Source organism: Rhizobium sp. 62_C5_N11_2 (genome assembly GCF_051811185.1).
GTDB lineage: Bacteria > Pseudomonadota > Alphaproteobacteria > Rhizobiales > Rhizobiaceae > Rhizobium > Rhizobium leguminosarum.
On the sequence record NZ_JBPWPW010000001.1, the window covers coordinates 2,002,668 to 2,025,404 of the forward strand.

23 protein-coding genes, 1 tRNA gene and 1 pseudogene are annotated in these 22,737 nt (G+C 59.7%); 11 read left to right on the plus strand and 14 right to left on the minus strand.

Going from position 1 to position 22,737, the window contains the following annotated elements:
• Positions 1 to 14: 14 nt before the first annotated feature.
• The gene (locus AB8B31_RS10140) at positions 15 to 836 is read right to left on the minus strand and encodes a universal stress protein (RefSeq protein ID WP_018445309.1); all 822 of its coding nucleotides are present in this window, start codon (positions 834 to 836) and stop codon (positions 15 to 17) included.
• A gap of 288 nt (positions 837 to 1,124) precedes the next feature.
• Between AB8B31_RS10140 and AB8B31_RS10145 the strand changes: the two genes are divergently transcribed.
• Positions 1,125 to 2,387, plus strand: a complete 1,263-nt coding sequence (locus AB8B31_RS10145) for an MgtC/SapB family protein (RefSeq protein WP_028733714.1) — start codon at positions 1,125 to 1,127, stop codon at positions 2,385 to 2,387.
• 79 nt (positions 2,388 to 2,466) lie between these two features.
• Here the strand turns inward: AB8B31_RS10145 and AB8B31_RS10150 are convergent, their stop codons facing one another.
• Both AB8B31_RS10150 and AB8B31_RS10155 read right to left on the minus strand, forming a co-directional pair.
• Complete coding sequence (locus AB8B31_RS10150; RefSeq protein WP_018242059.1) at positions 2,467 to 2,844, minus strand: hypothetical protein; 378 nt, start codon at positions 2,842 to 2,844, stop codon at positions 2,467 to 2,469.
• 66 nt (positions 2,845 to 2,910) lie between these two features.
• Complete coding sequence (locus AB8B31_RS10155; RefSeq protein ID WP_028733715.1) at positions 2,911 to 3,576, minus strand: hypothetical protein; 666 nt, start codon at positions 3,574 to 3,576, stop codon at positions 2,911 to 2,913.
• A gap of 264 nt (positions 3,577 to 3,840) precedes the next feature.
• Here AB8B31_RS10155 and AB8B31_RS10160 point away from each other — a divergent pair, with 264 nt between their 5' ends.
• On the plus strand, positions 3,841 to 4,449 hold the full coding sequence (locus tag AB8B31_RS10160) for a TerC family protein (protein WP_028733716.1): 609 nt from the start codon (positions 3,841 to 3,843) through the stop codon (positions 4,447 to 4,449).
• A gap of 36 nt (positions 4,450 to 4,485) precedes the next feature.
• Here AB8B31_RS10160 and AB8B31_RS10165 read toward each other — a convergent pair whose 3' ends face one another.
• From AB8B31_RS10165 to metG, 3 genes are read right to left on the minus strand one after another with little or no spacing between them, the layout of a single operon-like run.
• Positions 4,486 to 5,310: an MBL fold metallo-hydrolase gene (locus AB8B31_RS10165; protein ID WP_128408958.1), complete on the minus strand. Its 825-nt coding sequence runs from the start codon at positions 5,308 to 5,310 to the stop codon at positions 4,486 to 4,488.
• Between the two features lie 4 nt (positions 5,311 to 5,314).
• Positions 5,315 to 6,097, minus strand: a complete 783-nt coding sequence (locus AB8B31_RS10170) for a TatD family hydrolase (protein WP_028733718.1) — start codon at positions 6,095 to 6,097, stop codon at positions 5,315 to 5,317.
• A 4-nt stretch (positions 6,098 to 6,101) separates the two neighbouring features.
• Positions 6,102 to 7,652 carry a methionine--tRNA ligase gene (gene metG / locus AB8B31_RS10175; protein ID WP_028733719.1) on the minus strand — a complete coding sequence of 517 codons (1,551 nt, stop codon included), beginning with the start codon at positions 7,650 to 7,652 and terminating at the stop codon, positions 6,102 to 6,104.
• Between the two features lie 234 nt (positions 7,653 to 7,886).
• Between metG and AB8B31_RS10180 the strand changes: the two genes are divergently transcribed.
• Positions 7,887 to 8,675: a sulfite exporter TauE/SafE family protein gene (locus AB8B31_RS10180; RefSeq protein ID WP_018242065.1), complete on the plus strand. Its 789-nt coding sequence runs from the start codon at positions 7,887 to 7,889 to the stop codon at positions 8,673 to 8,675.
• A gap of 39 nt (positions 8,676 to 8,714) precedes the next feature.
• Here the strand turns inward: AB8B31_RS10180 and AB8B31_RS10185 are convergent, their stop codons facing one another.
• The 4 genes from AB8B31_RS10185 to AB8B31_RS10200 form a co-directional block, all read right to left on the minus strand.
• Positions 8,715 to 9,740: a DNA polymerase III subunit delta' gene (locus AB8B31_RS10185; protein ID WP_028733720.1), complete on the minus strand. Its 1,026-nt coding sequence runs from the start codon at positions 9,738 to 9,740 to the stop codon at positions 8,715 to 8,717.
• Between the two features lie 8 nt (positions 9,741 to 9,748).
• Positions 9,749 to 10,429: a dTMP kinase gene (gene tmk, locus AB8B31_RS10190; RefSeq protein WP_018242067.1), complete on the minus strand. Its 681-nt coding sequence runs from the start codon at positions 10,427 to 10,429 to the stop codon at positions 9,749 to 9,751.
• Between the two features lie 133 nt (positions 10,430 to 10,562).
• Positions 10,563 to 11,756, minus strand: a complete 1,194-nt coding sequence (locus AB8B31_RS10195) for a D-alanyl-D-alanine carboxypeptidase family protein (protein WP_018242068.1) — start codon at positions 11,754 to 11,756, stop codon at positions 10,563 to 10,565.
• A gap of 71 nt (positions 11,757 to 11,827) precedes the next feature.
• Entirely contained in the window at positions 11,828 to 12,922 is a 1,095-nt protein-coding gene (locus AB8B31_RS10200) for a septal ring lytic transglycosylase RlpA family protein (RefSeq protein WP_028733721.1), read from the minus strand.
• 395 nt (positions 12,923 to 13,317) lie between these two features.
• On the opposite strand from AB8B31_RS10200, the gene AB8B31_RS10205 reads away from it, so the two are divergent.
• Together AB8B31_RS10205 and AB8B31_RS10210 are read left to right on the plus strand one after the other, a co-directional pair.
• Positions 13,318 to 13,827, plus strand: a complete 510-nt coding sequence (locus tag AB8B31_RS10205; protein ID WP_028733722.1) for a hypothetical protein — start codon at positions 13,318 to 13,320, stop codon at positions 13,825 to 13,827.
• Between the two features lie 116 nt (positions 13,828 to 13,943).
• Positions 13,944 to 14,147 (plus strand): hypothetical protein, encoded by a 204-nt coding sequence (locus AB8B31_RS10210; protein WP_028733723.1) that lies wholly within the window; start codon positions 13,944 to 13,946, stop codon positions 14,145 to 14,147.
• Positions 14,148 to 14,233: 86 nt separating this feature from the next.
• Here AB8B31_RS10210 and AB8B31_RS10215 read toward each other — a convergent pair whose 3' ends face one another.
• Positions 14,234 to 15,157: a LysR substrate-binding domain-containing protein gene (locus AB8B31_RS10215; protein WP_080671804.1), complete on the minus strand. Its 924-nt coding sequence runs from the start codon at positions 15,155 to 15,157 to the stop codon at positions 14,234 to 14,236.
• 309 nt (positions 15,158 to 15,466) lie between these two features.
• On the opposite strand from AB8B31_RS10215, the pseudogene AB8B31_RS10220 reads away from it, so the two are divergent.
• Together AB8B31_RS10220 and AB8B31_RS10225 are read left to right on the plus strand one after the other, a co-directional pair.
• Positions 15,467 to 17,505 (plus strand): annotated as a pseudogene (locus AB8B31_RS10220) (FAD-dependent oxidoreductase).
• Between the two features lie 276 nt (positions 17,506 to 17,781).
• Positions 17,782 to 18,633: a glycine betaine ABC transporter substrate-binding protein gene (locus AB8B31_RS10225; protein WP_128409135.1), complete on the plus strand. Its 852-nt coding sequence runs from the start codon at positions 17,782 to 17,784 to the stop codon at positions 18,631 to 18,633.
• Between the two features lie 90 nt (positions 18,634 to 18,723).
• Here the strand turns inward: AB8B31_RS10225 and AB8B31_RS10230 are convergent, their stop codons facing one another.
• Positions 18,724 to 19,050 (minus strand): GYD domain-containing protein, encoded by a 327-nt coding sequence (locus tag AB8B31_RS10230; RefSeq protein WP_011652042.1) that lies wholly within the window; start codon positions 19,048 to 19,050, stop codon positions 18,724 to 18,726.
• Between AB8B31_RS10230 and AB8B31_RS10235 the strand changes: the two genes are divergently transcribed.
• Both AB8B31_RS10235 and AB8B31_RS10240 read left to right on the plus strand, forming a co-directional pair.
• Positions 19,043 to 19,264: a hypothetical protein gene (locus AB8B31_RS10235; RefSeq protein WP_028733726.1), complete on the plus strand. Its 222-nt coding sequence runs from the start codon at positions 19,043 to 19,045 to the stop codon at positions 19,262 to 19,264. The two genes, AB8B31_RS10230 and AB8B31_RS10235, sit on opposite strands and share 8 nt — an antisense overlap.
• Before the next feature lie 77 nt (positions 19,265 to 19,341).
• Positions 19,342 to 19,431: transfer RNA gene (locus AB8B31_RS10240), tRNA-Ser, on the plus strand.
• A 556-nt stretch (positions 19,432 to 19,987) separates the two neighbouring features.
• Here the strand turns inward: AB8B31_RS10240 and AB8B31_RS10245 are convergent.
• Both AB8B31_RS10245 and AB8B31_RS10250 read right to left on the minus strand, forming a co-directional pair.
• Positions 19,988 to 20,320, minus strand: a complete 333-nt coding sequence (locus tag AB8B31_RS10245) for a hypothetical protein (RefSeq protein ID WP_171820916.1) — start codon at positions 20,318 to 20,320, stop codon at positions 19,988 to 19,990.
• A 119-nt stretch (positions 20,321 to 20,439) separates the two neighbouring features.
• Positions 20,440 to 20,721: a hypothetical protein gene (locus AB8B31_RS10250; RefSeq protein WP_018445294.1), complete on the minus strand. Its 282-nt coding sequence runs from the start codon at positions 20,719 to 20,721 to the stop codon at positions 20,440 to 20,442.
• A 480-nt stretch (positions 20,722 to 21,201) separates the two neighbouring features.
• Between AB8B31_RS10250 and AB8B31_RS10255 the strand changes: the two genes are divergently transcribed.
• Positions 21,202 to 21,927 (plus strand): 3-keto-5-aminohexanoate cleavage protein, encoded by a 726-nt coding sequence (locus AB8B31_RS10255; RefSeq protein ID WP_028733728.1) that lies wholly within the window; start codon positions 21,202 to 21,204, stop codon positions 21,925 to 21,927.
• Between the two features lie 575 nt (positions 21,928 to 22,502).
• Entirely contained in the window at positions 22,503 to 22,724 is a 222-nt protein-coding gene (locus tag AB8B31_RS10260; protein WP_018242078.1) for an alkylphosphonate utilization protein, read from the plus strand.
• Positions 22,725 to 22,737 lie beyond the last annotated feature (13 nt).

A 22,737-nucleotide genomic window follows, 5' to 3' on the forward strand; every position in this document is an offset into this window, starting at 1 on the left:
CGCGCGCACCGCAGTCAGTGGCAAAGGACAGTGGGCATTTCGAGGCGGGTCAACAGGGACCGTGTAACCCCACCCAGGATGAATTCGCGTAGCCTCGAATGGCCGTATGCGCCGGCGACGAGCAAATCTGCCTTGCGTTCCAGGGCTGCGCCTTGAATGACGTTAGCTGGCGAGTCTCCCTTCGCTTGCACGGCGGCGACATCGACGGCAAGACCAGCCTTGCGGAGCGCCGTCGCAAGGTGATCTCGGCTGCCCTCGTCAATCTGCTTATCATCGGTGATGGAAATCAGGACGATACGCGAAACCCGTTCCAACAAGAACCTGGCACCGGCCAGTGTCCGCGCGACAGTGGCTCCTCCATCCCAGGCGACGGCAACAGCATCGATCCGGCCGGAGAAATTATCCGGGGGAAAAAGCAGGAGCGGTCTACCGCTTTCAAACAGCACGCTCTCGATCAGCGGCTTCATCAGCTCAGATGCTTCCAAAATAGAAAGATCATATGCGCGCGACAGCTCGGCAAGCGTTTGTGCGACAAACGGCTGCCTCACATCGAATGGCTGGATCTCGACCTCGACCTCGGCTTTTTTCGCATAATCACGGAGCGTCTGCCCGAGAACGGTTCCATTGTCTTTACTCAAGCGCTCCGCCTCCGCACGCATGTTGGCGACGTCAAGGAGTGATGGAAATCGCGGCTGAACGGGTTCGATCCTGACCAGCGGTATACTTGCCGTCAAACCGGCCTTTTGGTGAAGGGAAAAATCGACAGCATTCTGAAGGAGCGAGAAGGAGCTTGCGTCTGGATAGGTGGCCAGCGGTAAATGGAATTGCGCTTTCATGGCTGAAGTCCTCCGAATGCTTGCAGGTATCATTACATATGGGGGGTCTCTCGTGCTTTGACGAAGATCAAGGTCGCGAAACCGCGAAAGCGCGAGCGTGATAATGAACGTCGTCAACCGGAAGGAAGCGGAATTCGTTGGGCGAAGCGGCAAAGATCTATGCTAAGCGATGAAGTGCGATGCGCGATTGAATATCAGCACTTCGCAGAGCAGCTTGTGGATGAACAGCAATGGCATATACGGCGCAGCTGCCTTCGATGAATCGGCCGGCGCACCTGGACCCATCGGATGATGACATCATTGGTGACGACAGAAGCATTCCAGCGCCTCAGTCTGGCGCTTGCAATCGGCATTCTTGTCGGCATTGAGCGCGGCTGGCAGGATCGTGAGGCTGCGCCAGGCAAAAGAGTTGCCGGTATCCGCACCTATGGCCTGTCAAGTTTCCTCGGCGGCTTCTGCGGTTTCCTGCAGCCGGTGACAGGGCCGATTCTGCCGACAGCTATCTTTATATTCTTTTGCATCACGGTACTCCTCTTCAGCCGCATGCAGGCGGCACAAGAAGAGGATTACAGCGCCACCGGCACCATCGCCGCCCTGGCGGTCTTTGCGCTCGGCTTTGGTGCGGTCGTGGCGGATATGACGGTAACGGCCGCAAGCGCTGTGGCAATAACGGCCCTTCTTGCAGCGCGGGAGCCGTTGCATGGATTTCTTCGCCGATTGACCTGGCTTGAACTCAGGGCCGCTCTGATCCTGCTGACGATGACCATCGTCATCCTCCCTATCCTTCCCAACGAACCGATTGATCCTTGGCAGACAATCAATCCTTTCGAGCTTTGGATGATGACAATCCTGGTGGGAGCCGTTTCCTTTGCCGGTTATATCCTCATCAGGCTGAGCGGCGCCCGCGCCGGAATACTGCTGACCGGGACCAGCGGTGGCATCGTTTCCTCGACGGCCTTGACGCTTTCCTTCGCCCGTCAGTCGAAAGAGATGCCTGCCCTCTCGCCACTCCTCTCTGCGGGAGCAATGCTGGCGGGAGCCGTTTCTCTCGCCCGCGTGCTTTTGATTTGCGGCGTCATTGCACCAGCTGTTTTCAGGGAGCTTGCTCCATTACTCGCTCCGGCTGCTGCCACCCTCGCCATAGCAGGCGGCTTCGCCGCATTGCTGCAACGCCCGGATGACAGCACCGATTTTTCACCCCGAAACCCGCTCGAGGTGATGGTCGTGCTGCGCTTCGCACTCGTTCTCGCCGTCGTGACAGTCCTGACGCGAATGACCTTGATCGTCTTTGGAACTCAGTCGCTGATCGCCCTTTCATTCATCACAGGACTGGGCGATCTCGATGCGATAACGCTTGCCGTTGCGAAGCTGTCATCCATCCAGGTGCCTGCAGATGCGGCCGCTCGAGCCATCGCGGTCGCCGCTTTCGCCAATCTTCTGGCGAAAGCCGTTCTTGCAGCAAGTATGGGGACCATCGCCTATGCGGTTCGTTTTGCGATCGCAGGTGGTGTCGCGACCTTGGCCGGAATTGCCGGCTTGGTTTTGACATGAGCGCCTGTTCGCATGTCGGTCACCGGCTCCAATGACGTTCGTCCAACCAATCGGTGCCTGGGGACACCATCAACGATCGTCACCGCGGTCTCGCCTCAGAGAGATGACCGGCAAACCCCGCAAGCAGCACGCCGAGCGGAAGACGTCGAACCAGTCTGGCCGCAATGAAGGTTGCGCCGATCGCCGCGGCAAGTTTCAGCCAGGGATAGTCGCCGAGCTGGACATGGGCGCTTGCATCGACCGATGTGGCCTTGGCTTTCAGCGCCGCTTCCGCATCCTCGCGCAGCATGCCTATGCGGGCATTCAGCAGCCTGACCTCATGCTGCAGAGCGTTCAGGCTCTCGTCGGCCTTTTCACGCGCGGTTTGCTCAGCGGCATCGGCAAAGGGCGGATCGCCTTCCGCGATCAGTTCGTCGGGATCTGGCGGAAGGCCGTGGCGGTTGATGGATGATTGCATGGACGTATCCTCGAATAGGTGAGCGAGAGGCAATAAGGCCCGGCATTGCGGCCGGGCCTCATAATATCAGTGGTCGCGCCGGAAACCCTGGCTCTGGTGAGATCCGCCTTGAGATTGGGTCTGCGATTGGCGATTGGTTTCGTCCGATGACGGGGTGTCGGGGTCGGGCAAGGTATAGGCACGCACCTTGGCGCTTCCATGGGTGGTGTCGCGCATTGCAACCGGGCGCGCATCGTCGAACGCGCTCTCTGACACAGCGAGATCTTCCGACGATTTGCCGCCAGAGGGTTGGCCGGCAAAGCCGGTATTGGATGCGCCTTGCTGTCTGTCCTCCAACGACCAGAGATCTGCCCGCTCATCCATGTCGATGCTGCCCTCGTCGTCCAGAATATCGTGGACGGTCTCATAAAGCGCGTCATCGATATCATTGACCTGGACGAGGAAGCCGCCGCGCCGCAGCCCTTCTGCGTAGACCGCACGATCCTCGTCGGGGAAAAAGAAGTCTGCCAGCGCGTCGAAGAAGCCGCTGCGGTCGTCGCTCATCGCGCCGGCATTTTTTCCATCCGCCTCATATCCAGGCATCAGCCTTATTCTCGCAACCGGCACGCCCGCATCTTCAAGACGGGAGACGGCGGATTCGGCCGCCGATCGGCTGTCGAAGAATGCAGTAAGGCTGCTGCCGCCTGTCGGTCCTGAAAAGGCCGGGTTGGTATCGTTGTAAATGCTGCCCATGGGACTCTCCTCTCGATGTCTGGCCCAGCCGCCAATCCGAAGTTTGGCGAAGTCTGGTGTCCTGAATTGAAGAACCGGCGGCTGAGTTGAATGTTCCAAGGGAATGGCATGGGAATGACTCCGCATGTCGCGCGCGTTCCATAACGTTGCCGCCTGCCATCAGATACGCAAAGTCGCAAATTGCGCTGCTCGCGAAATCCCTCAGCGGTTGACGTCAAACCGTCGAGACGCTAGCACGGCTTTGACGCATTGGGGATAATTCATATGGACATGTTTACGGCAGCCGGTCTGACGGCTTTGCTGCAGGTCATCGCTATCGACCTCGTTCTCGCCGGCGACAACGCCGTGGTTATCGGTCTTGCCGCTGCCGGCCTCGAGGCCACGCAACGCCGCAAGGCGATCATCGTCGGCATTCTGGCCGCGACCGTTCTGCGTATTCTCTTTGCCAGCGTCGCAGTCTATCTGCTGGCAATCGTCGGCCTGCTGCTGGCCGGCGGCTTGCTGCTGCTCTGGGTCTGCTGGAAGATGTGGCGCGAGCTTCGCGCCGGCCATGGCGAGAACCACGAAGCCGCAGGTGCCGTAGGCGCGCCGAAAAAGACCTTCTTCCAGGCGGCGACCCAGATCGTCATCGCCGACGTTTCGATGTCGCTCGACAACGTTCTGGCTGTTGCCGGTGCGGCGCGCGAACATCCGAGCGTGCTGGTCATCGGTCTCGGCCTGTCGATCGCGCTGATGGGTATTGCCGCAAACCTGATCGCCCGGTTGCTCACCAACCATCGCTGGATCGCCTATGTCGGTCTGCTGATCATCCTCTATGTCTCGCTCGACATGATCCACCGCGGCGCCGCCGAGGTTCTGCCCTACATGCAGTGACCCTGCATGCAGCGACCGGGCATGCGGTAACGCGGCTCAGGTCTCGATCCTGACCTCGGTCTCGAAGCTCATCTGGTCATACGCCGGCACCACATGGTCCGGCGTCTCAGCCATCACCACGTCGTAGTCGAGCGGCGTGTGCATATGCGTGAGGATCGCCTGTTTCGGCTTCAGCCGGCCTATCCAGTCGAGCGATTGTTCCAGCGACAGATGGCTCGGATGGTAGGTATATTGCAGCGCGTCGATGATCAGCATGTCGAGATTTTGAAGCTTCTCGACTGTCTGCGGCGGGAAGTCGCTGATATCGCTGCAATAAGCCACATCGCCGATGCGGAAGCCGAGCGAGTGGATGTCGCCGTGCTGCTGGATATGCGGATGGAAGGCAATTGTGCCTCCGGGGCCGCGGATTTCCAGAGGTTCGTCGAGATTTTCGATGACAATCGGCAGCACGATCGGCGGATAATTGCTGCCCGGCGGCGTTTCCAGGCAATAGCCGAAGGCTTCCCGCAACCTGTCCATCGTAAATTGGTCGGCAAAGATCGGGACCCGGCGGCGGGTATTGTGAAAATAGCCGCGCAGATCGTCGATGCCGTGAATATGATCGGCATGCGGATGGCTGTAGAGTACGGCGTCGACATGGTCGGCCCCTGCCCTGATCATCTGCTCGCGGAAATCCGGCCCGGTGTCGATGACGATGGTGGTCACCCCACCATCCGGTGCGAATTGCTGCACCATGAAGGCTGCACGCGTGCGCCGGTTCTTCGGATTGTCGGGATTGCAGGCGCCCCAGTCGCCAGTGATGCGCGGCACGCCCGGTGACGACGAACAGCCGAGAATGGTGAAACGCCGCCGGTAGAGCACGCCGCTAGATCCTCGGCATCTTCGAGAACAGCCGGAAAGCGTTCTCCGTCGTGATCCGCGCGACCTCTTGGTAGGACAGGCCGATCGTATCGGCGAGCACCTCTGCCGTGTTGACGACGTAGGACGGCTCGTTGCGCTTGCCGCGCCAGCGCTTCGGCGCGAGATAGGGCGCGTCTGTTTCCACAAGCAGCCGCTCATGCGGGATCGTCCTGGCGATCTCGCGCAGCTCTTCCGACTTCGGGAAGGTCAGGATGCCCGAGAAGGAAATATAGCCACCGAGTGCGACACCGGTCTTGGCAAGCTCCGGGCCGGCGGAGAAGCAGTGGAGAATAAAGGGGAAGGCCCCCTTCCCGCTTTCCTCTGTCAGTATGTCAGCCATGTCCTCGTCGGCGCTGCGGCTGTGGATGACGAGCGGCAGCCGGGTCTCGCGCGCCGCCGCAATATGCCGACGAAATCCGGTCTGCTGATCCTCAGGCTTCTGCGTGTCGTAGAAATAATCGAGACCGGCCTCGCCGATCGCGACCACCTTCTGATGGGCATTGGCGAGACGCACCAGCTCTTCCGTCTGGATATCCAGCTCTTCGTCGGCATTGTTCGGATGCGTGCCGACCGAGCAGAACACCGAGCGATATTTCTCGGTGATGGCAAGCAGCGCGTCGAGCTTGCGCACCCGCGTCGAGATCGTCACCATCTGCTTGACACCGGCCTGATGGGCGCGCGTGACAATCTCGTCCCGCTCCGCCTCGAAGTCGGCGAAATCAAGATGGCAATGCGTGTCGATCAACACGGCCTCAAGCCTCCGGAGCCACGTAGCGCGGGAAGACCGGCGTCGGCGCTTCGAGCGCCGTTCCGGCAACCAGACGGCCGGCTTCGCCGAGGGCAGCAAATTCGCGCTTGTCTGCAGGTGCTGCAACAAGATCGAGCAGCTTGCCGGATGATTCCGGCATGAAGGGCTGCAGCAGGATGGCAATCTGGCGCACGACTTCGGCGGTCACGTAGAGCACCGTGCCCATCCGCTCCGGATCGGTCTTCTTCAGTGCCCACGGCGCCTGGCCGGCGAAATAGCGGTCGGTCTCGGAGACGACCGAAATGATCGAGGCGAGCGCCCGATGGATCTGCTGCTTGCCCATATCTTCGCGGGTCGAGGCATGCAGCGCATCGACCTGTGCCAGCATCGCCTTGTCTTCGTCGCTGAGCGCCCCGCAATCCGGGATCTTGCCGTCGCAATTCTTGACGATCATCGACAGCGAGCGGCTGGCGAGATTGCCGATGCCGTTGGCGAGGTCGGAGTTGATGCGGGTTCCGATCGCCTCTTCGCTATAGCTGCCGTCCTGGCCGAAGGACACTTCGCGCAGGAAGAAGTAGCGCACCTGGTCGAGGCCGAAATGGTTCACCAGATTGACCGGATCGACGACGTTGCCGAGCGACTTCGACATCTTCTCGCCCTTGTTGAGCAGAAAGCCGTGGGCAAAGACCCGCTTCGGCAGCGGCAGCTTCGCCGACATCAGGAAGGCTGGCCAGTAGACGGCGTGGAAGCGAATGATGTCCTTGCCGATGATGTGCACGTCGGCCGGCCAGTATTTCGCCCGCGGGCCGTTCCTGTCCTCGATATAGCCGGTCGCGGTGATGTAGTTGGTCAGTGCGTCGACCCAGACATACATGACGTGGGCCGGATCGTTCGGCACCTTGATGCCCCAGTCGAAGGTGGTGCGCGAGACCGAGAGGTCCTTGAGGCCCGACTTGACGAAGGAGATCACCTCGTTGCGGCGCTCGGCCGGACCGATGAAGTCGGGGTTCGCCTCATAATGCGCAAGCAGCTTTTCCTGGTATTCGGAGAGCTTGAAGAAATAGCTTGCCTCTTCCACCCACTCGACAGGCGTGCCCTGCGGCCCGTAGCGCACGCCGTCAGCGCGCAGCTCCGTCTCGTTTTCCTGGTAATAGGCCTCGTCGCGCACCGAATACCAGCCGGCATAGCTGTCCTTGTAGATGTCGCCATTGTCGGCAATCAGCTTCCAGATGTTCCGCGAAGTCTCGTGATGACGCTCCTGCGTGGTGCGGATGAAATCATCATTCGAGGCGTTGAGCAGCGTCGCCATCGCCTGGAATTCGCCGGAGTTGCGGTCGGCGAGCGCCTGTGCGGTGATGCCCTCGGCGCGCGCCGTCTGCTGCATCTTCTGGCCGTGTTCGTCGGTGCCGGTCAGGAAGAAGACATCCTTGCCATCCAGGCGCTGATAACGCGCCATTGCATCGGTCGCGATCAGCTCGTAGGCATGGCCGATATGCGGCTTACCGTTAGGGTAGGAAATCGCGGTGGTGATGTAGAAGGGTGTCTTGTCTGTCATGGCGGCCAATGTCCGGCTAACTCTATAAAAATGGTCAGCCGCTCTTAGCGCATGTCACCGCCGAGCGAAACCTCAACTTTCCAGCTGTCGATGATTTCCCAGACGCTGGCGTGGCGAACTTGACTCGGCTTCTCGCCCAATCTACCCGTCTTGGGAAAGAGGGCGGGACAAGAACGAGGTGCCAGTTTTCATCTACCGGATTTGTCGCGGCCCCGCGCAGCCAGGGGCGCTTGTTTGACATTCGAGCCGCTCTATTCGCTTTCCGGTCTGTGTGTCGGCGCCCTCGTCGGTATCACCGGCGTTGGCGGCGGTTCGCTGATGACGCCCCTGCTGGTGTTGCTCTTCGGCGTTCATCCGGCCACTGCCGTCGGCACCGATCTTCTCTATGCGGCGATCACCAAGACGGCGGGCACAGCCGTTCACGGCATGCATGGGCGGGTCAACTGGAAGATCGTCGGCAGCCTCGCAGCCGGCAGCCTGCCGGCCGCCCTGCTGATGCTGTGGCTGCTGGCAGGCGTCGATCGCAAAAGCATCGGCGTGACCAATACCATCACCACCGCGCTCGGCTGGCTTCTCGTCATGACCGCGATCATGCTGGTCTTCCGTGGCCCGATCCTCGAATTGGCGCGCCGCGCCATCGGTGATCGAACGCCGCCAAAGCCGACGACCATCCTCGCCCTCACTGTCATTCTCGGGTTCGTTCTCGGCGTACTCGTCACCTTGACCTCGGTCGGGGCCGGCGCGCTGGGTGTGACGATCCTGCTGGTCCTCTATCCCCGGCTCGATGTGCGCGAGATCGTCGGTTCCGATATCGTCCATGCGGTACCGCTGACCTTGATCGGCGGCACGGGCTATTGGCTGATCGGCGAGATCGACTGGCCGATGCTGCTTGCCCTGCTGATCGGCTCTATCCCCGGCATCATCATTGGAAGCCTTCTGGCGCCGAAGCTGCACGAACGCACCATCCGCATCGTCCTTGCCGCCACGCTTGCTGTCGTCGCATTGAAGCTGTTGACCGGCTGATCAGAGCATGGTGCCGAAAAGTATCAGCGGTGACGCGCTTTAGAGGCCTGGCTGCTTGATATCGGCGAGAATGCTGATGATCGTCTGCTTTCGGTCGAGGTTGTAGGCATCGGAAACGGTGAGCCGTTCGGTGATCTCGGAATAGAGCCGCGCCAGCCGCTCCGCAGCAGTGATCTGCCCTTCGCCCGCTGCCACGCGAGCCCGGTTCATGATGTCGTCGCCGACGTGGCTGACGAAGAAATCGAAAATCGTGTCGCTTTCCCTCCCCGAAAGCGCGTCGGCCAGCCGATGCATTGCCTTGCGTGCTGTCGGTCCCTCGGCGGATAGCATCTCGTCATAGGCGGCGATGATCTCGCCGCCGCCGTAGTTCAAGAGTTTCAGCGCCTCACCGACGCTGCCATTGGCGGCCGAAAGCACCGCCCCGCCTTCGCCTGATATGCCGAGATGGGCAAGGGCCGCGACGAGTTCATCGTCGGCGAGCGGCGCCAGCTTCAGCGGCAGGCAGCGCGAGCGGATCGTCGGTAGCAGCCGTCCCGGCGCATGCGAGAGCACCAGGAAAAGCGCCCGCTTCGGCGGTTCTTCCAGGATCTTCAGGATGGCGTTGGCCGCATTGCGGTTCATGTCGTCGGCCGGATCGATAATGACGATCCGCCAGTTGCCGGTACCGGAGGTCTGCGAGAAGAATTTGCCGGCGCGGCGCACCTCGTCGACTGTTATCGCTGATTTCACCTTGCCTGTCTTTTCGTCCACCGGCCGGGCAAGGTGCAGGAGATTGTGCGAGGCGCCCGACGCGATCTGCCGGCTGACTGGAGAGGCAGGATCCGGATCGCCGATCGTCTCCGGCGCTGTCTCGGGATCGGGATGCGAGAGCACGTGATTGGCGAAGCGGAAGGCGAGCGTCGCCTTGCCGATGCCTTCCGGCCCCTCGATCAGGATGGCGTGGTGGCCCTTGCCGGACCGGTAGGACTGCGCGAGGAAGGCTTCCGCATCCTTATGGCCGAACAGCCTGGTATTTTCTCCCGGCCAGATGGCGCCGTCGAGCAGTCCGGGCCTTTCCTCACTCATACTGGGCCTCACTCATGATGTGCGGCTTCCGGCATTCGGGCACGGCCTGCGGGCGATAGCAGCTGTTTGACGATCGCCAGGATCTCGGCGCCGATCGTCTCTTCCGCCTGCATGGCGTTGACCACGTGGCAGCGCTCCGGCTCGCGGGCGGCGATATCGAGAAAGGCCTCGCGCCGTTTCTCGTGCGTTTCCAGCCGCTCCTTCTCGAAGCGATCGGGAGCATCGGCCGCAGCACGCTTTTGCGCCCGCTCCAGCCCGACCTTGGCGGGGATGTCGAGAATCACGGTGCAATCCGGCATGACACCGTTGATGGCGATGCGCTGCAGGGTCTCGATGAAATCGGGCTCGAGATTGCCGGTGACGCCCTGGTAGACCCGGGAGGAATCCATGAAGCGGTCGCAGAGCACGACCTTGCCTGATGCAAGGGCCGGCCGGATCACCTCTTCGACATGGTCGTTGCGGGCCGCGGCAAAGAGGATCGCCTCCATTCGCGTGCCGAAGGCTTCGGCAGCCCCCGACAACAGCACATGGCGCACCGCTTCGGCGCCCGGCGATCCGCCTGGTTCGCGCGTCACCAGCACGTCGTGACCTTCGCCCTTCAGCGCCTCGGCGAGGCGGCGGATCTGCGTGGATTTCCCAGCGCCTTCCCCGCCTTCAAACGTAACGAACAATCCCGTACCGGATGACAATGACAACTTCCCGCATTCCAGGCGCCGCACGCGCCCTGCTCCTTCTATCTATCCGAAGATATCAGGTAGGAAAACCTTTTGCCGCGGCGACATATTCACCTTTCCCGGCAAATTGCATGAAAGGACCGGGCTTTTAGCCGGGCGCGGACTTATCCCAGAGCCAGGAGAAGAACAGCGATTCGCCGAGTTCCAACACGGCGTCGACCGCCCGGCTGCTGAGCGAGCCTTCGCCGACCGCCTGCACGGTATAGAGCGGCACTTCCCTGAGCAGCCGGCTGCCGGCAAAAATCCTCAGCGTGCCTGCCTGGGTATCCGGCTTGACCGGCGCCGTCAGCGGCCAGCGATAGATGATGCGCGCCGACAGCCGGTCGGGATTGCTGATCGGAATATAGACGCTGACCGGCGCCTTGGCGACGAGATCGACGGTGCGTGCCGTGCCGCCATAGACGCTGGCGGCACCGATCACTTCCTTCTCGGCGAAGATCTGCCGGTTTTCGAAGGCCGTCAGCCCCCATTCGAGCACCCGCTTGGCCTCCTCCGTCCGCTCCTTGTCGGAATCGATGCCGGCAAGCGCCAGAAACAGCCGCCGGCCGTCGCGCTCAACCGACGCGACGATCGAATACCCCTCGCCCTCGGTAAAGCCGGTCGCAAGCCCATCGGCGCCGAGATCGAGCCCGAGCAGCGGGTTGCGGTTGCGCTGGAAAATCTTGTTCCACTCGAAATCCGGCTGGGCGAAATAGGGATAGAGATTCGGATAGGTCTGCTGCAGGGTCGCGGCAAGCGTGACCATTTCGCGCGCCGTCACCTTGCTCTTGCCGTCGGGAAGGCCGGTGGAATTGCCGAACTCAGCTTTCTCCATGCCGAGCTCGTGGGCCCGGCGCGTCATCGACACGGCAAATTGCTGCTCGCTACCGGCCATGCCTTCGGCGAGGATGATGCAGCTGTCATTGGCGCCCTGGATGGCGACGCCCTTGATCAGGTCCTCGACGCGCACGTGCGATTTGAGGCTGGCAAACATCGTTGCCGTCCGCGACGGCGCGCCGCCCGTCCGCCAGGCATATTCGGAAACGGGATATTCGGTATCGAGCGTGATCTGGCCCTTCGTCACCGCCTCGAAGACGAGATCCATCGTCATCAGCTTGGCGAGCGAAGCCGGCGAAAAGCCCTGGTCCTCGTTCTTGGCGAGAAGCACAGTGCCGGTGGCAGCCTCGATCATATAGGCCTGCGCCGCCTTGGTAGCGAAACCGGCGGCACCGCCATCGGCTGCAAACGCGCCGGTGGCAAACGGCATCAGGCATGCAAGCAGGCGAAGCGCAGGCTTCAGCATCGCAATTTCCATTTATGGAGCGGCGTATGTCGGGAGGTTAGAGCCAGGGAGAATCCGATGCAATGCCATGCTCAGCGCGCGACGGATTTGGCCTGATGACGCTTGGCTGCGGCAAGGATCGAATCCTGCGTCAGCCCGTCATTGCGCACCATCACCGCATCGAAGGCGAGATCGACGGTCACCGTCTTCACCTCTTCGTTCTGGTAGCCGAGCGCCAGCGAATTCTGAGGCCGCTCATAAGGCATCGGACCGATCTCGGGCAGTACGACCATCTGCTCCATGGCCTGCGCGCCATTGTTGAAGGACGGCGCCGATGGCGCGACCAGAACATGGGCAGCCGGTGCCGGAGCGGGTGCTGCGTTGTAGCGTGCGCTCGGCGTCGAGCCGGCGTAGGAGGTTGCCGACATCGGCACCGGCACGTTGGCCGGCGTCTCGTAATCTTCCGAACTCTGCAGCTGGTCGCGGGTGATCTTGCGGCTGTTGGAGGCGACCATCACGCCGGTTGCGATCTGGCCTTCCGGATTGACGCCGGGAATACGGCTGCCCTTCGGCACGTAGGAAGCCATCAGATAGGGCATGTCGTGGCCGTCCATACGGGCGCGGCCAACATATTGCACGCGCACCTTGCCGGTGCCGCTGTGCTGCAGATCGAGCATATCGGCCGTCTTGTTGGAAAGGTCGATGATACGGCCTTCGTGATAGGGGCCGCGATCGTTGACGCGCACGATGACGGAGGAGCCACTTTCGAGATTGGTGACGCGCGCATAGCTCGGCAGCGGGAAGGTCGGATGCGCGGCGGAAAGATGCATCTGGTCGTAGACTTCGCCGTTCGCCGTTAGACGCCCGTGAAAGGCCGAACCATACCAGGAGGCGACGCCGACCTTGTTATAGGCGAAGTCTTCCTTCGGGTAATACCACCTGCCCTTCACCTCGTAGGGATTGCCGACGATGTAGCGGCCGCCGCCCTTGGGGATGTTGTTGCCGGTGGCGACCCGCGGGCTCGCCTTCACGCCATATTCGGATTCGGAGAAATATTCTTTGCCGTGGGATTTTTTCTTCGGCACTGCCTGCGTCGTGCCACACGCCGCCACCGTTGCACACATCGCCGAGATCGCCAGCCACCGTGCTGTCGTTGCGAAAGACGCCGCCCCGTAATCCAGTTTCATATGCCCCACGCCGCTCAAAGATCGTTATGGTTAAGGAACCTTGCCCCATCCTGGGCCAATAACGCCTTATCCCCACCCGCCTAACGAGGCTTTAATCTTGTTAAGTTCATGGCAAATTTACGAACGATTTCGCAGCGATAGCGACAATTCTAATGATTATGGTTTATAAATCACTAACGCGAGCCCTTTCCGCCTACCCTTCCGCCGCCGCAATGAGGCCCGAAATCATCGTGCCGATGCGGGGCATATGGTGAACATCTGGGCGCTTCCGGATGCCCCAAAAGCTCCATATTGAAACACGGTCTGCGCGTATTTCGCGAGCGGCAGCGCGGCACTCCTTGCCTATCCCGGCGATATGACGCTATGCACGCTCATCGCGGGTTGGGGGCATAAGAATGGGCCGAACTTTCAAAAGCTTGATCCTGTTGGTGGTGATGTCAGCCCCATCGGCGGTCGGCGCCGCCACGGAGGGTTTCCCCGCCTATTGGCGCAAGACGATGACCAATGATCCCTCGACGAATTTTTATCTTGCGGAGACCTTGAAACCCTTGCCGAACAAGGATGCCGAAACCCTCAAGGTGCTCCGCCTGTCGCTGATCGCCGGCAACCTATGCCTCGGTGCCGCCGTCGATAGGAGAACAGGCGAAGCCTATCTGCAGCGGGCCGGCTATGACCGCATCCGCGGAAAGACGTGGGACGAAGCCGCCTTCCTTGCCGACGACTGGTTCAAATATTTCAACTACCGCTCCCTCGCCCATCTCTGCGCCGGCATCGACTATATTTTCGGGCCGAAGGGAAAGCTGGTGCCCAATCTGGTAAAGGCCGGCAAGGGTGAACCGAAGGGACCCTACGATCCCCAAAATCCCTACCTGCGGCTTCCACCCCTGCGCAAGCCGAATGGGTAGGTCACCCCGCCGACTGGCTATGATGCAACGCGGATCGCGTATTTGACGCTTCGTGGCTGTATGGGAACGAAATGGCCGCCGCAGGCTTTGAAGGTTTAGACCTTTGGAGGATCACCATGAACGATGAAACCCTGACGCAGCTCGACACGGTCAGCCAACAATTGCATGCCCGATCTCTCGCGCTTTCCCAACCAGATAAAGACAACGACATCGCAATCCTGATGTCGGCACTCGCCGTGACGATGGAGGCGGTTCGCTCTCTCTGCGAGGATATGAACCAGCTCAACGGTCCGAAGGGCCTCGGATCCGACGGGGGCTAGCTGCTACTTCCCAAAGCAGTTGGAATTGCGTCTATGCGCAGCATCCCCTCCAGAATCACGCCAAGGGCGAGAACGACACGCGCGCCTCAAAGACCTTCAAAACGGTTCGCCAGCCAGTCTCTGAAAATCAGGGCGACCTTTCTGCGATTTGGGGCACTTGGCGTTACCGCGTAGAAACGCCTCCCTGTCTTCAGGCTGCGGTCAAGAGCAATGACAAGGCGGTTTTCTCGAAGGGGCCGATCGATGAGAGGTCGCCAACCGAGCGCGATGCCTTCGCCATTTTCCGCAGCTTTCATCGCGACAAGGGAATCGTTGACCTGCAGCGATGTCGGCAAAGTTGGCGGAGCGCCGACGCCTGTGGCCCGCAACCACTCGGCCCAACCGATCCTGAAGCGATACGGGTCAACGTAGTGTATAAGCCGATGGCGCAGTATATCGCTCGCGAGTGACAGAGGCTTGCTCTTCGCCTGGTAAACCGGGCTGCAAACAGGCAATATTTCCTCGTCCCACAGCGGAATGGCATCACAATCCGGCCAGTTTCCATCGCCGAGCCGAATGTGAACATCGATGTTGCTCGTCGTCATCGCTGGATCGCGGTCCAGGCATCTCAGGTCAATCATCAAGTCGGGATGGATTTGGCGAAATTCCGGCAGCAGCGGCATCAGCCACTCTGTCGCCATGACCGTCGAGGCGCTGATGACGAGCGTGTCTCGGCGAGGCATACCGGCGATATCGTCAAGCGTCTCGGCGATCGATGCAAATCCCCCCGATACCGCCGAATAGAGGCGTTGGCCTTGCGTTGTCAGGCTTAGCGCCCGCCTTTCCCGGACGAAAAGCGCGTGGCCGAGAGACGACTCGAGTTGTCTGATCCCGTGGCTGACCGCAGGCTGAGTGATGGACAATTCCGTGGCGGCTTTCGAAAAGTTCAGATACCTCGCCGCAGCCTCGAACAGGATCAGGCTGTGAAGGGAGGGAATTGTCCGTCGTAACGACTGACTGTCATGACTCATGGTTTCGAGTTCTTCGCCGTTCGAAAATTGCAGCGCACGGAATCGCCGTCCCACACGGTGCAAGACTGCGCACCGGCAAGAAGCGAACACCTTATCGTTCGCGTGGTCAACAAGCGTGGCGGACGATCACCCACTCGCGTGCCTGCCGATCCGACCTCGAAGGTCTTTATCGATCCTGCCTCATACTTCCATGAATTTATTTGCCCTTTACGGCCTCACGCCCTCGCCGGACATTGTCGTTCGCCCGCCACAACCCGACGTCGGGAGAACAGGCGACAACGACAATAGGCCGTCACGGGAACAATTGAGATGTCAAACGATCCATTGCTCCAGCCTTTCCAACTCAAGCATTTGACACTCCGAAACAGGATGATGTCGACGGCGCACGAACCGGGATACACTGAAGACGGCCTCCCGAAGGAGCGCTACCGTCTCTACCATTCGGAAAAGGCCAAAGGCGGGATAGCTATGACGATGATCGGCGGTTCATCCGTCGTTGACATCGATAGTCCCCAGGCGTTCGGCAATATCCAACTCCACAAAGACGAGTCCGTGAAGTGGCTTCGAGAGCTTGCCGACGACGTTCACGAGCACAGCGCTGCCGTGATGATTCAAATCACTCACCTTGGAAGCCGAACCAACTGGAACAAAGGCGATTGGCTTCCGACAATCGATGCGTCCCACATCCAGGAGCCTGCGCATCTGCCTATCCCAAGGCGATGGAGGATTGGGACTTCGAGCGCGTGATCATGGCGTATGCCGACAGTGCGGAGCGGATCAAAGCGGCAGGGCTTGACGGTATCGAGCTTGAGTGCGCCTCGCATCTCATCGCGCATTTCTGGTCTCCGGCAACAAATAAGCGGGACGATGACTACGGTGGCTCGCTCGAGAACCGGATGCGCCTTGTGAACGATATTCTAACCGCCATCCGCAAGCGTATCGGCCACGAGTTCATAGTCGGCGTCCGTATGGTCTGCGATGAGGTTTGGGATAAAGGACTCTCGCGCGACGAAGGGGTGGAGATTGCCCGTCGATTGAAGGCCAGCGGATTGATCGATTTCGTCAACGTCATTCGCGGCCACGTCTCAGAAGACGAGGCCTTGAGCCATGTGATTCCGAACATGGGAGCCGCATCTGCTCCCCATCTCGATTTCGCCGGAGAGGTTCGTCAGAATGTGAAGTTACCGACCTTTCATGCGGCAAGAATTCAGGATGTGGCTACCGCGCGACACGCAATTGCGAGCGGTAAGCTTGACATGGTCGCCATGACACGCGCGCACCTTGCCGATCCTCACATCATCCGCAAGGTGATCGAAGGGAAGGAGGATCAAATTCGCCCCTGTGTCGGCATGGGGTTCTGTATCGACTCCATCTACCCTGCCGGCAACGCCGCGTGCGTGCACAATGCGGCGACTGGTCGGGAGGGCAGCCTCGCGCATGTGATCCGGAAGACCAGCGGGCCAATCCACAAGATTGTGGTCGTCGGAGCGGGACCGGGCGGTCTCGAGGCTGCACGGGTCGCAGCCGAGCGGGGCCACAAGGTCATGGTTTTTGAGGCTGGACCCAAGGCGGGCGGACAAATTCTAATAACCGCGGCACTGAAACGACGTCGCGAAATCCTTGGGATCGTGGACTGGCGCTTGTCTGAATGCGAGCGCCTCGGCGCCGAATTCCACTACAATCGCTTCGTCGATGCGAGTGACGTTGTGGCTGAAGAACCCGACGTCGTCGTCGTTGCCACGGGCGGGCTGCCTAATGTTGACTGTCTTGAGGAAGGACAGGAGCTCGCGACGACCAGTTGGGATATCCTCGGCGGAAGCGTTCAGCCCGCGAAAAATGTGCTGGTCTACGACGACAACGGTTCGCACCCCGCCATGACGATCGCGGAGTTTCTGGTCGATGCGGGCTCGAAGCTTGAAGTTGTCACGCCTGCACGAACCCTTGCGCCGGACATCGGGGCAACGAGCTACCCCGCCTATTTCCGTGCTCTCAACAAAGCAGGCGCAAAGATTACCCTGAACCTGCGCATTGAGCGCCTCGAACGTCGCGGAAACAGGATCGCAGTCATACTTTTCGACGAGTATTCCAAGGTCCGGGTCGAAAAAGAAGTGGACCAGGTTGTCGTCGAAAGCGGGACGAAGCCGATGGACGAACTCTATTTCTCGCTCAAGCCGCTCTCCCGGAACCAAGGTGAAATCGACTATCGGGCTTTCATAGCGGGCAAGCCGCAAGTTGTAGCCAATAACCCCGGTGGCAAGTTTCAGCTGTTTCGGATTGGCGATGCGGTCGCAAGCAGGAACATCCACGCGGCCATATACGACGCGCATCGATTCATGGCCGCGGTTTGATCAAGGCCGTAGAGTTGAATTCCCGCCAATCAGTTCGATTTCGGCCAGTCCTCCACCGATCGATCTTAAAGGCATACGCAAAGTTAAGGCACGCCTGAGGTCCCGAAAGATGTGGGCCGCGCCGTCTGCAAGGTCGTGGCCATGATGGCTGCGAGCGGGACTCGGTGATCTGATTGCAGGAATTGCGCGCAGGGATGACCCCTCGCCGCGCAATCATGAAGGCCAGGCCGAGCGCTGGTGTTTCATGAAAAGGGGAACGAAAACTAGGAGCAAAAAATGATGAAGTTGTGGAAAATGCTTTGTGCAGCGGCCATGTTCGGAATGACCATGCTGCCCGCGCACGCAGAAGAAAAGACCATCACCATTGGCACGATGCAGTGGGAAGATCTGGGAGCGATCAGCGGTGTCACCAAGAAGGCGCTGGAAGATTCCGGCTACACCGTGAAGGTCGTGTCGTTCTCCGAATGGGGCATCGCTTATACCGCACTCAGCAAGGGTGATATCCAGATTCTCGCCTCGCTGACCGACTACGTCGCACAGGACTATTGGGATAAGAACAAGAAGAAGCTGGAGAAGATATCGCCGGTTTCGTTTGGCCTGTACCAGGCTATTGCGGTTCCGAATTATGTGCCGATCGACTCCATGGAGCAGTTGAACGCTAACGCTGACAAGTTCAGCGGCAAGATCGTCGGTATCGAGCCGGGCTCAGGCCTGATGCGCGATGCCGCCAACTCGGTCAAAGCCTATGACCTCAAGCTACAGCTTGTCGAAGGCAGCACGGCTGCGATGACGGCTGAATTGAAGTCGGCCATCGACCGAAAGGAATGGATTGCTGTGACGCTCTGGGAGCCGTCGTGGATGATACAGAAGTACCCGGTCAAGTTTCTGAAGGACCCGAAGGCAATATTCCCGCTGGCGCAGACCTACAATTGGATAGCTAAGAGTGGCTTCTCCGCCGAGAACCCGCATGCGCGCGAAGTCATCGCCAGCGTATATCTCCCGCTCGCAGATATCACCGCGATCGCCGGGGCAGTCGCCGACGGCAAGACAATGGACGAGGCGGTCAAGGGTTGGACCGACAGCCATACCGACCTCTTGAAGCGTTGGGAAAACATCAAGTCGAAGTGACGCTTAACGGCCGGGCCACTGAGCAATCGGCGGTCCGGCTCAGACTTTACGCGGAGAGCCGCGGAGGGCTCGCTGGCATCGGACCGCCACCTACGCTGCCGGTGGACGATATCGGATCGACTTCGCCTTTTCCAAGGCTTCGATCGTATCCTCGACGCTGAGGAGGACAGTGGTCTCCATGGAGCTGAGCGCGCCTCCTGCACCGATCGCAAGCGCGACTGCCGCCATCGATACGTTATCAGGCGCCTCCCACAGATTCCAACCATCATGCTCGCCGAAGGCGTACCAGAATCCATGAAGCTTTCCGCCCACAGACTCGATGTAACTGCGTGCCGCCTCTCGGCGATCCTCGGGGTTTTCGATCATTCGCGCCCACGTCTCGGGCGTGTAGCTAAAGCGCGTGAGATACATGGCCATGGTTTGTTTCCTCCGCCAGAACAACACAGTAAACGCTCAAGCCGGGGCGAACGCCAGTCATTTCCAATGTACGGAACAGGCCGCTCTGCCTGTTTCCTATCGCAAAGAGGCAAAGACTTACGCGCCGGAACTGCGATCGGCGAAGATGCTGGCAAATGCTGCAGAGCAAGTTGACGCTGCTATCAAAGCTGCTAAAAAGCCAGCCATCGAGTGATTGGGTAGCAAATCGGCGGCAATGGCCGGTTCGCAGAAATCAACAGAATGTCGATTTCACCACCTTTTCAAGCAGATGGAAGAGTGTCCGAGTGGTTTAAGGAACCGGTCTTGAAAACCGGCGTGCGGGAAACCGTACCGTGGGTTCGAATCCCACCTCTTCCGCCATGCAACATTGAATTTGCTGCATAATTTCCGCTTTCTGCCCAAAAGTTGTACGCTTATCATAACGATAGGATGCCATCTAAGCGGAACCGGCGCGCAGTGGTCGGGCTTCCGTATTGCTGTCGCCCCGATGATCGACTGGACGGATCGGCCCAGAAACAAGGTGACTTCGTGTTAGGTCGTACTTTTCGTCGTACCGTGGGTATTGGGCCTCCTTCACCTAACCCTAAATCGGCACCCCCTAATCCTTGCAAAAATTCACAAGGCGAATAGATTCAGTCCATCAGATAGCTTTTGCTGGTGACCACGGATGTACTGGCACCGTGCTGATGCAATCAAAGAAGGGTCGGCGCGAGCATTCGCCCCGACCTTTTTCTTTGCCGGCGCCGACAGCAAAAAAAGCCTCGCCCGAGGGTGAGGCGATGCCAGCTGGTGAGGCTGACAGCGCTAAGGGAGGGCTTCCGTTTTGCTGTCGCCCCGATGATCGACTGGACGTATCGGCACCGAAATAACGACCTCTGATGCCCGTGTCGTACTTCTCGTCGTCCTGCGCGGACGGCTAGAAATTAAAATACAGGCTCACACCTGACCTACGTTGGTAAGGGTAATAGTCGCGATAGCCGTAGTGGGGGTATTCATAATTTCGGGGATAGCCATAGTTCCGCGGACGGTAGCATGAGCCGTAATACCGACAGTCTCGGTAAGCGTATCGCCGGTGCTTCCAGTGGCCGTTCGCATGCTTTTTGCCATGGCTGCGGTGTTTGACCTGCTCGATGTCGGCGGCCTGCATTGGCACTGCTTTCGGCACGACGATCGGTGTGGCGTTTAGCGGCAGGGCGAAAGATGCAGCCAGGACTACGGCTGCAAGTGCGGGAAAAAGTTTCTTCATCATCGGCGCATCCTTTCAGGCGTCTAGCCTGGGTTAATAAGCATTAACCTAGGATGAACGGATGGGCGCTGCCTTGATCTAGCCATCGCGGCGGCTTGTAACGCCGCGTCTAGCCACCTCTTTCACAAACCAAAGTGAAGCCTTTTCTTTCGATTACGAAAAGTATCCAGCATCTCCTCCACGAAAGCATCTTTGTCCACCGGCGTGCCGGGATGCAATCGATGCTCCTGTACCCACTGGTCCCATTCCAATGCTTTGATTGCGTCTCTAATCATCCTGTAGCGCTCCGCCAGGCGCTCCCTTGTTAGCTCGACAGTTTGGATCTTCAGGAGCTCGACCTGTCTCCATGCAGGTCGAGCCGCCAACCAGACGCCGGCTATCGCCAGCACCGCCACAAACGCCACACCATTGTCATTTGGTGAGTCGTGAGATCGAATTCTCCGTGAACGGCGAGGCTGGGAACTAACGTCCGCATTGCGGCTGGAGCAATGAGAGACGACCAAGACCGACCGGCGACCTTTGCGTCGATGATGAGATGATGTACAGGCTGCGGCAGGACGCGACTGCCATTAACTCAAGAATGGGGTCGGGCGGCAGATTGACGTCACGTCGCTGCCACGAGATCACGTGGCCGTCCTCTGAGCCGGAGTCGTAAAGACGTCCTGACATGACACGGCAACCTTGCGCCGCTTTAGGGTCTCGGCTTTCGCGCAGCTTGATCCTGGGCCAGAACCAGCAGTCACCTATCGTGGCTGATTTGATATCATTGGGGCTTCAACAGCAAGGGAAACAGCCGTGATAGCGGCGGCGCCAAGGTTCTTCGAATTTTCCAGATTTTGGTATACCCAGTGTCTTAAGCGGCCCAACAAGCGCGAGGCTCCCTTATGATCGTTCAAGCTTGCATCAACGGCGCACGGCCGAGGGATTTCCATCCGCTCATTCCGCTGACGATCGATGCCATGGTGCGCGATGCCGCCGCTTCGGTCGCGGCGGGTGCCGCGGAGCTCCACATTCATCCGCGCGGAGCCGACGGCAAGGAGAGCCTTGCCGCCGTAGACGACACGCTTGGCGCGATCCGCCGCGCCTGTCCGGGAACGCTGATCGGTGTGTCCACCGGCGCCTGGATCGAAGGCGATCGGGAGAAAACGCGGGCAGGCATCCGCTGCTGGCGCGTTCTGCCGGATTATGCGTCGGTGAACCTGTCGGAAGACGATGCGCCTGGTGTCATCCAGCTGCTCCGGCAGAAGGGCGTCGGGATTGAAGTCGGGCTGGCATCGGTCGCCGATGCGGAGCGCTACACCAGCCTCGAAGATCATGAGCGGGTCTTTCGACTGTTGATCGAGCTTGACGACGAACAGGATCTGCAGCGCGCATGCGCTATCAGGGATGGCATCATCGAGGTGCTTGAGCGCAGCCGCGTCAATCGGCCGATCCTCCTGCACGGCTTCGACGGGACTGTCTGGCCCTTCGTCCGATCGGCGCGCGAACGCCGCTATTCCACCCGCATCGGCCTGGAAGATGGCAAGCACCTCCCGGATGGAACGATTGCGAGTGACAATGCTGCATTGGTCGCGGCGGCCGTTGCAATCTTCCGCGGCCAATCGAACTGATCCCACTGTCGAATTTTCGCCGTCGTCGGTCCCCTTGATCCCGGCCGATCGTTGCTCGCGAACTAGAACCATGACAACTGAATAGAAGCTTTCCGGTTTTCGGAATTCGGGGCGCCTGATAAATATTCACGAAAAATACGAGTATATGAGGACGCCAATAGAACCCCAGAAGATAAGCGGTGCCAGTATCATCCCGGCGACAATAATCTTAGTCACAGCAAAAACTCCGCAAACTCCGCCCCGGCGCAAAATCTATGGCAGCGGCCGAAGCGTTAGTATGGGCATGAAGTCCGAGACAGGTCGGACCTTGGTCTGAGCTTGGCTGCGGCGGATGAGTGCCGGGCTCATTTATCCCCGCGCACTGAGCGCAGCCGGTAAGGGATCGCCGGCGTTCGGGAGGCCTGCGCATCAGTTGATTGAAGAAGGGTCGCGTAGGACTGAAGTGCAGCCTGGCCGGCCCCTTCGCATTGACTATCCCATGCCAACATGATTTCCCGTCCGGATCACGACAGCGCTGTGCGTCTTTTCAGACGCGCAAAGGACGCTGCAGCACTTTGAATTACTGCGGGGACATCATGGCCGACATCATTGTAAAGGACAGCAACGGGACTCAGCTTCAAGACGGCGATTCCGTGACGCTGATCAAGGACCTCAAGGTCAAGGGAACTTCGGAGACGCTGAAGCGCGGAACCCTGGTCAAGGGCATTCGCCTGACCGACAATCCTGGTGAGATCGAGTGTAACACCAAGCAGGTCAAAGGCCTCGTACTGAAAACCGAGTTTTTGAAGAAGGCATAGGATCTCCCTTGCC

What these genes read in the sequence shown, in the direction of transcription:
- AB8B31_RS10140 (WP_018445309.1), bottom strand. Translation starts at nt 836, where the DNA reads ATGAAAGCGCAATTCCATTTACCGCTGGCCACCTATCCAGACGCAAGC.
- AB8B31_RS10145 (WP_028733714.1), top strand. Translation starts at nt 1,125, where the DNA reads ATGATGACATCATTGGTGACGACAGAAGCATTCCAGCGCCTCAGTCTG.
- AB8B31_RS10150 (WP_018242059.1), bottom strand. Translation starts at nt 2,844, where the DNA reads ATGCAATCATCCATCAACCGCCACGGCCTTCCGCCAGATCCCGACGAA.
- AB8B31_RS10155 (WP_028733715.1), bottom strand. Translation starts at nt 3,576, where the DNA reads ATGGGCAGCATTTACAACGATACCAACCCGGCCTTTTCAGGACCGACA.
- AB8B31_RS10160 (WP_028733716.1), top strand. Translation starts at nt 3,841, where the DNA reads ATGGACATGTTTACGGCAGCCGGTCTGACGGCTTTGCTGCAGGTCATC.
- metG (WP_028733719.1), bottom strand. Translation starts at nt 7,652, where the DNA reads ATGACAGACAAGACACCCTTCTACATCACCACCGCGATTTCCTACCCT.
- AB8B31_RS10185 (WP_028733720.1), bottom strand. Translation starts at nt 9,740, where the DNA reads ATGAGTGAGGAAAGGCCCGGACTGCTCGACGGCGCCATCTGGCCGGGA.
- AB8B31_RS10195 (WP_018242068.1), bottom strand. Translation starts at nt 11,756, where the DNA reads ATGCTGAAGCCTGCGCTTCGCCTGCTTGCATGCCTGATGCCGTTTGCC.
- AB8B31_RS10200 (WP_028733721.1), bottom strand. Translation starts at nt 12,922, where the DNA reads ATGAAACTGGATTACGGGGCGGCGTCTTTCGCAACGACAGCACGGTGG.
- AB8B31_RS10205 (WP_028733722.1), top strand. Translation starts at nt 13,318, where the DNA reads ATGGGCCGAACTTTCAAAAGCTTGATCCTGTTGGTGGTGATGTCAGCC.
- AB8B31_RS10210 (WP_028733723.1), top strand. Translation starts at nt 13,944, where the DNA reads ATGAACGATGAAACCCTGACGCAGCTCGACACGGTCAGCCAACAATTG.
- AB8B31_RS10215 (WP_080671804.1), bottom strand. Translation starts at nt 15,157, where the DNA reads ATGAGTCATGACAGTCAGTCGTTACGACGGACAATTCCCTCCCTTCAC.
- AB8B31_RS10225 (WP_128409135.1), top strand. Translation starts at nt 17,782, where the DNA reads ATGATGAAGTTGTGGAAAATGCTTTGTGCAGCGGCCATGTTCGGAATG.
- AB8B31_RS10235 (WP_028733726.1), top strand. Translation starts at nt 19,043, where the DNA reads ATGGCCATGGTTTGTTTCCTCCGCCAGAACAACACAGTAAACGCTCAA.
- AB8B31_RS10230 (WP_011652042.1), bottom strand. Translation starts at nt 19,050, where the DNA reads ATGGCCATGTATCTCACGCGCTTTAGCTACACGCCCGAGACGTGGGCG.
- AB8B31_RS10245 (WP_171820916.1), bottom strand. Translation starts at nt 20,320, where the DNA reads ATGATGAAGAAACTTTTTCCCGCACTTGCAGCCGTAGTCCTGGCTGCA.
- AB8B31_RS10255 (WP_028733728.1), top strand. Translation starts at nt 21,202, where the DNA reads ATGATCGTTCAAGCTTGCATCAACGGCGCACGGCCGAGGGATTTCCAT.
- AB8B31_RS10260 (WP_018242078.1), top strand. Translation starts at nt 22,503, where the DNA reads ATGGCCGACATCATTGTAAAGGACAGCAACGGGACTCAGCTTCAAGAC.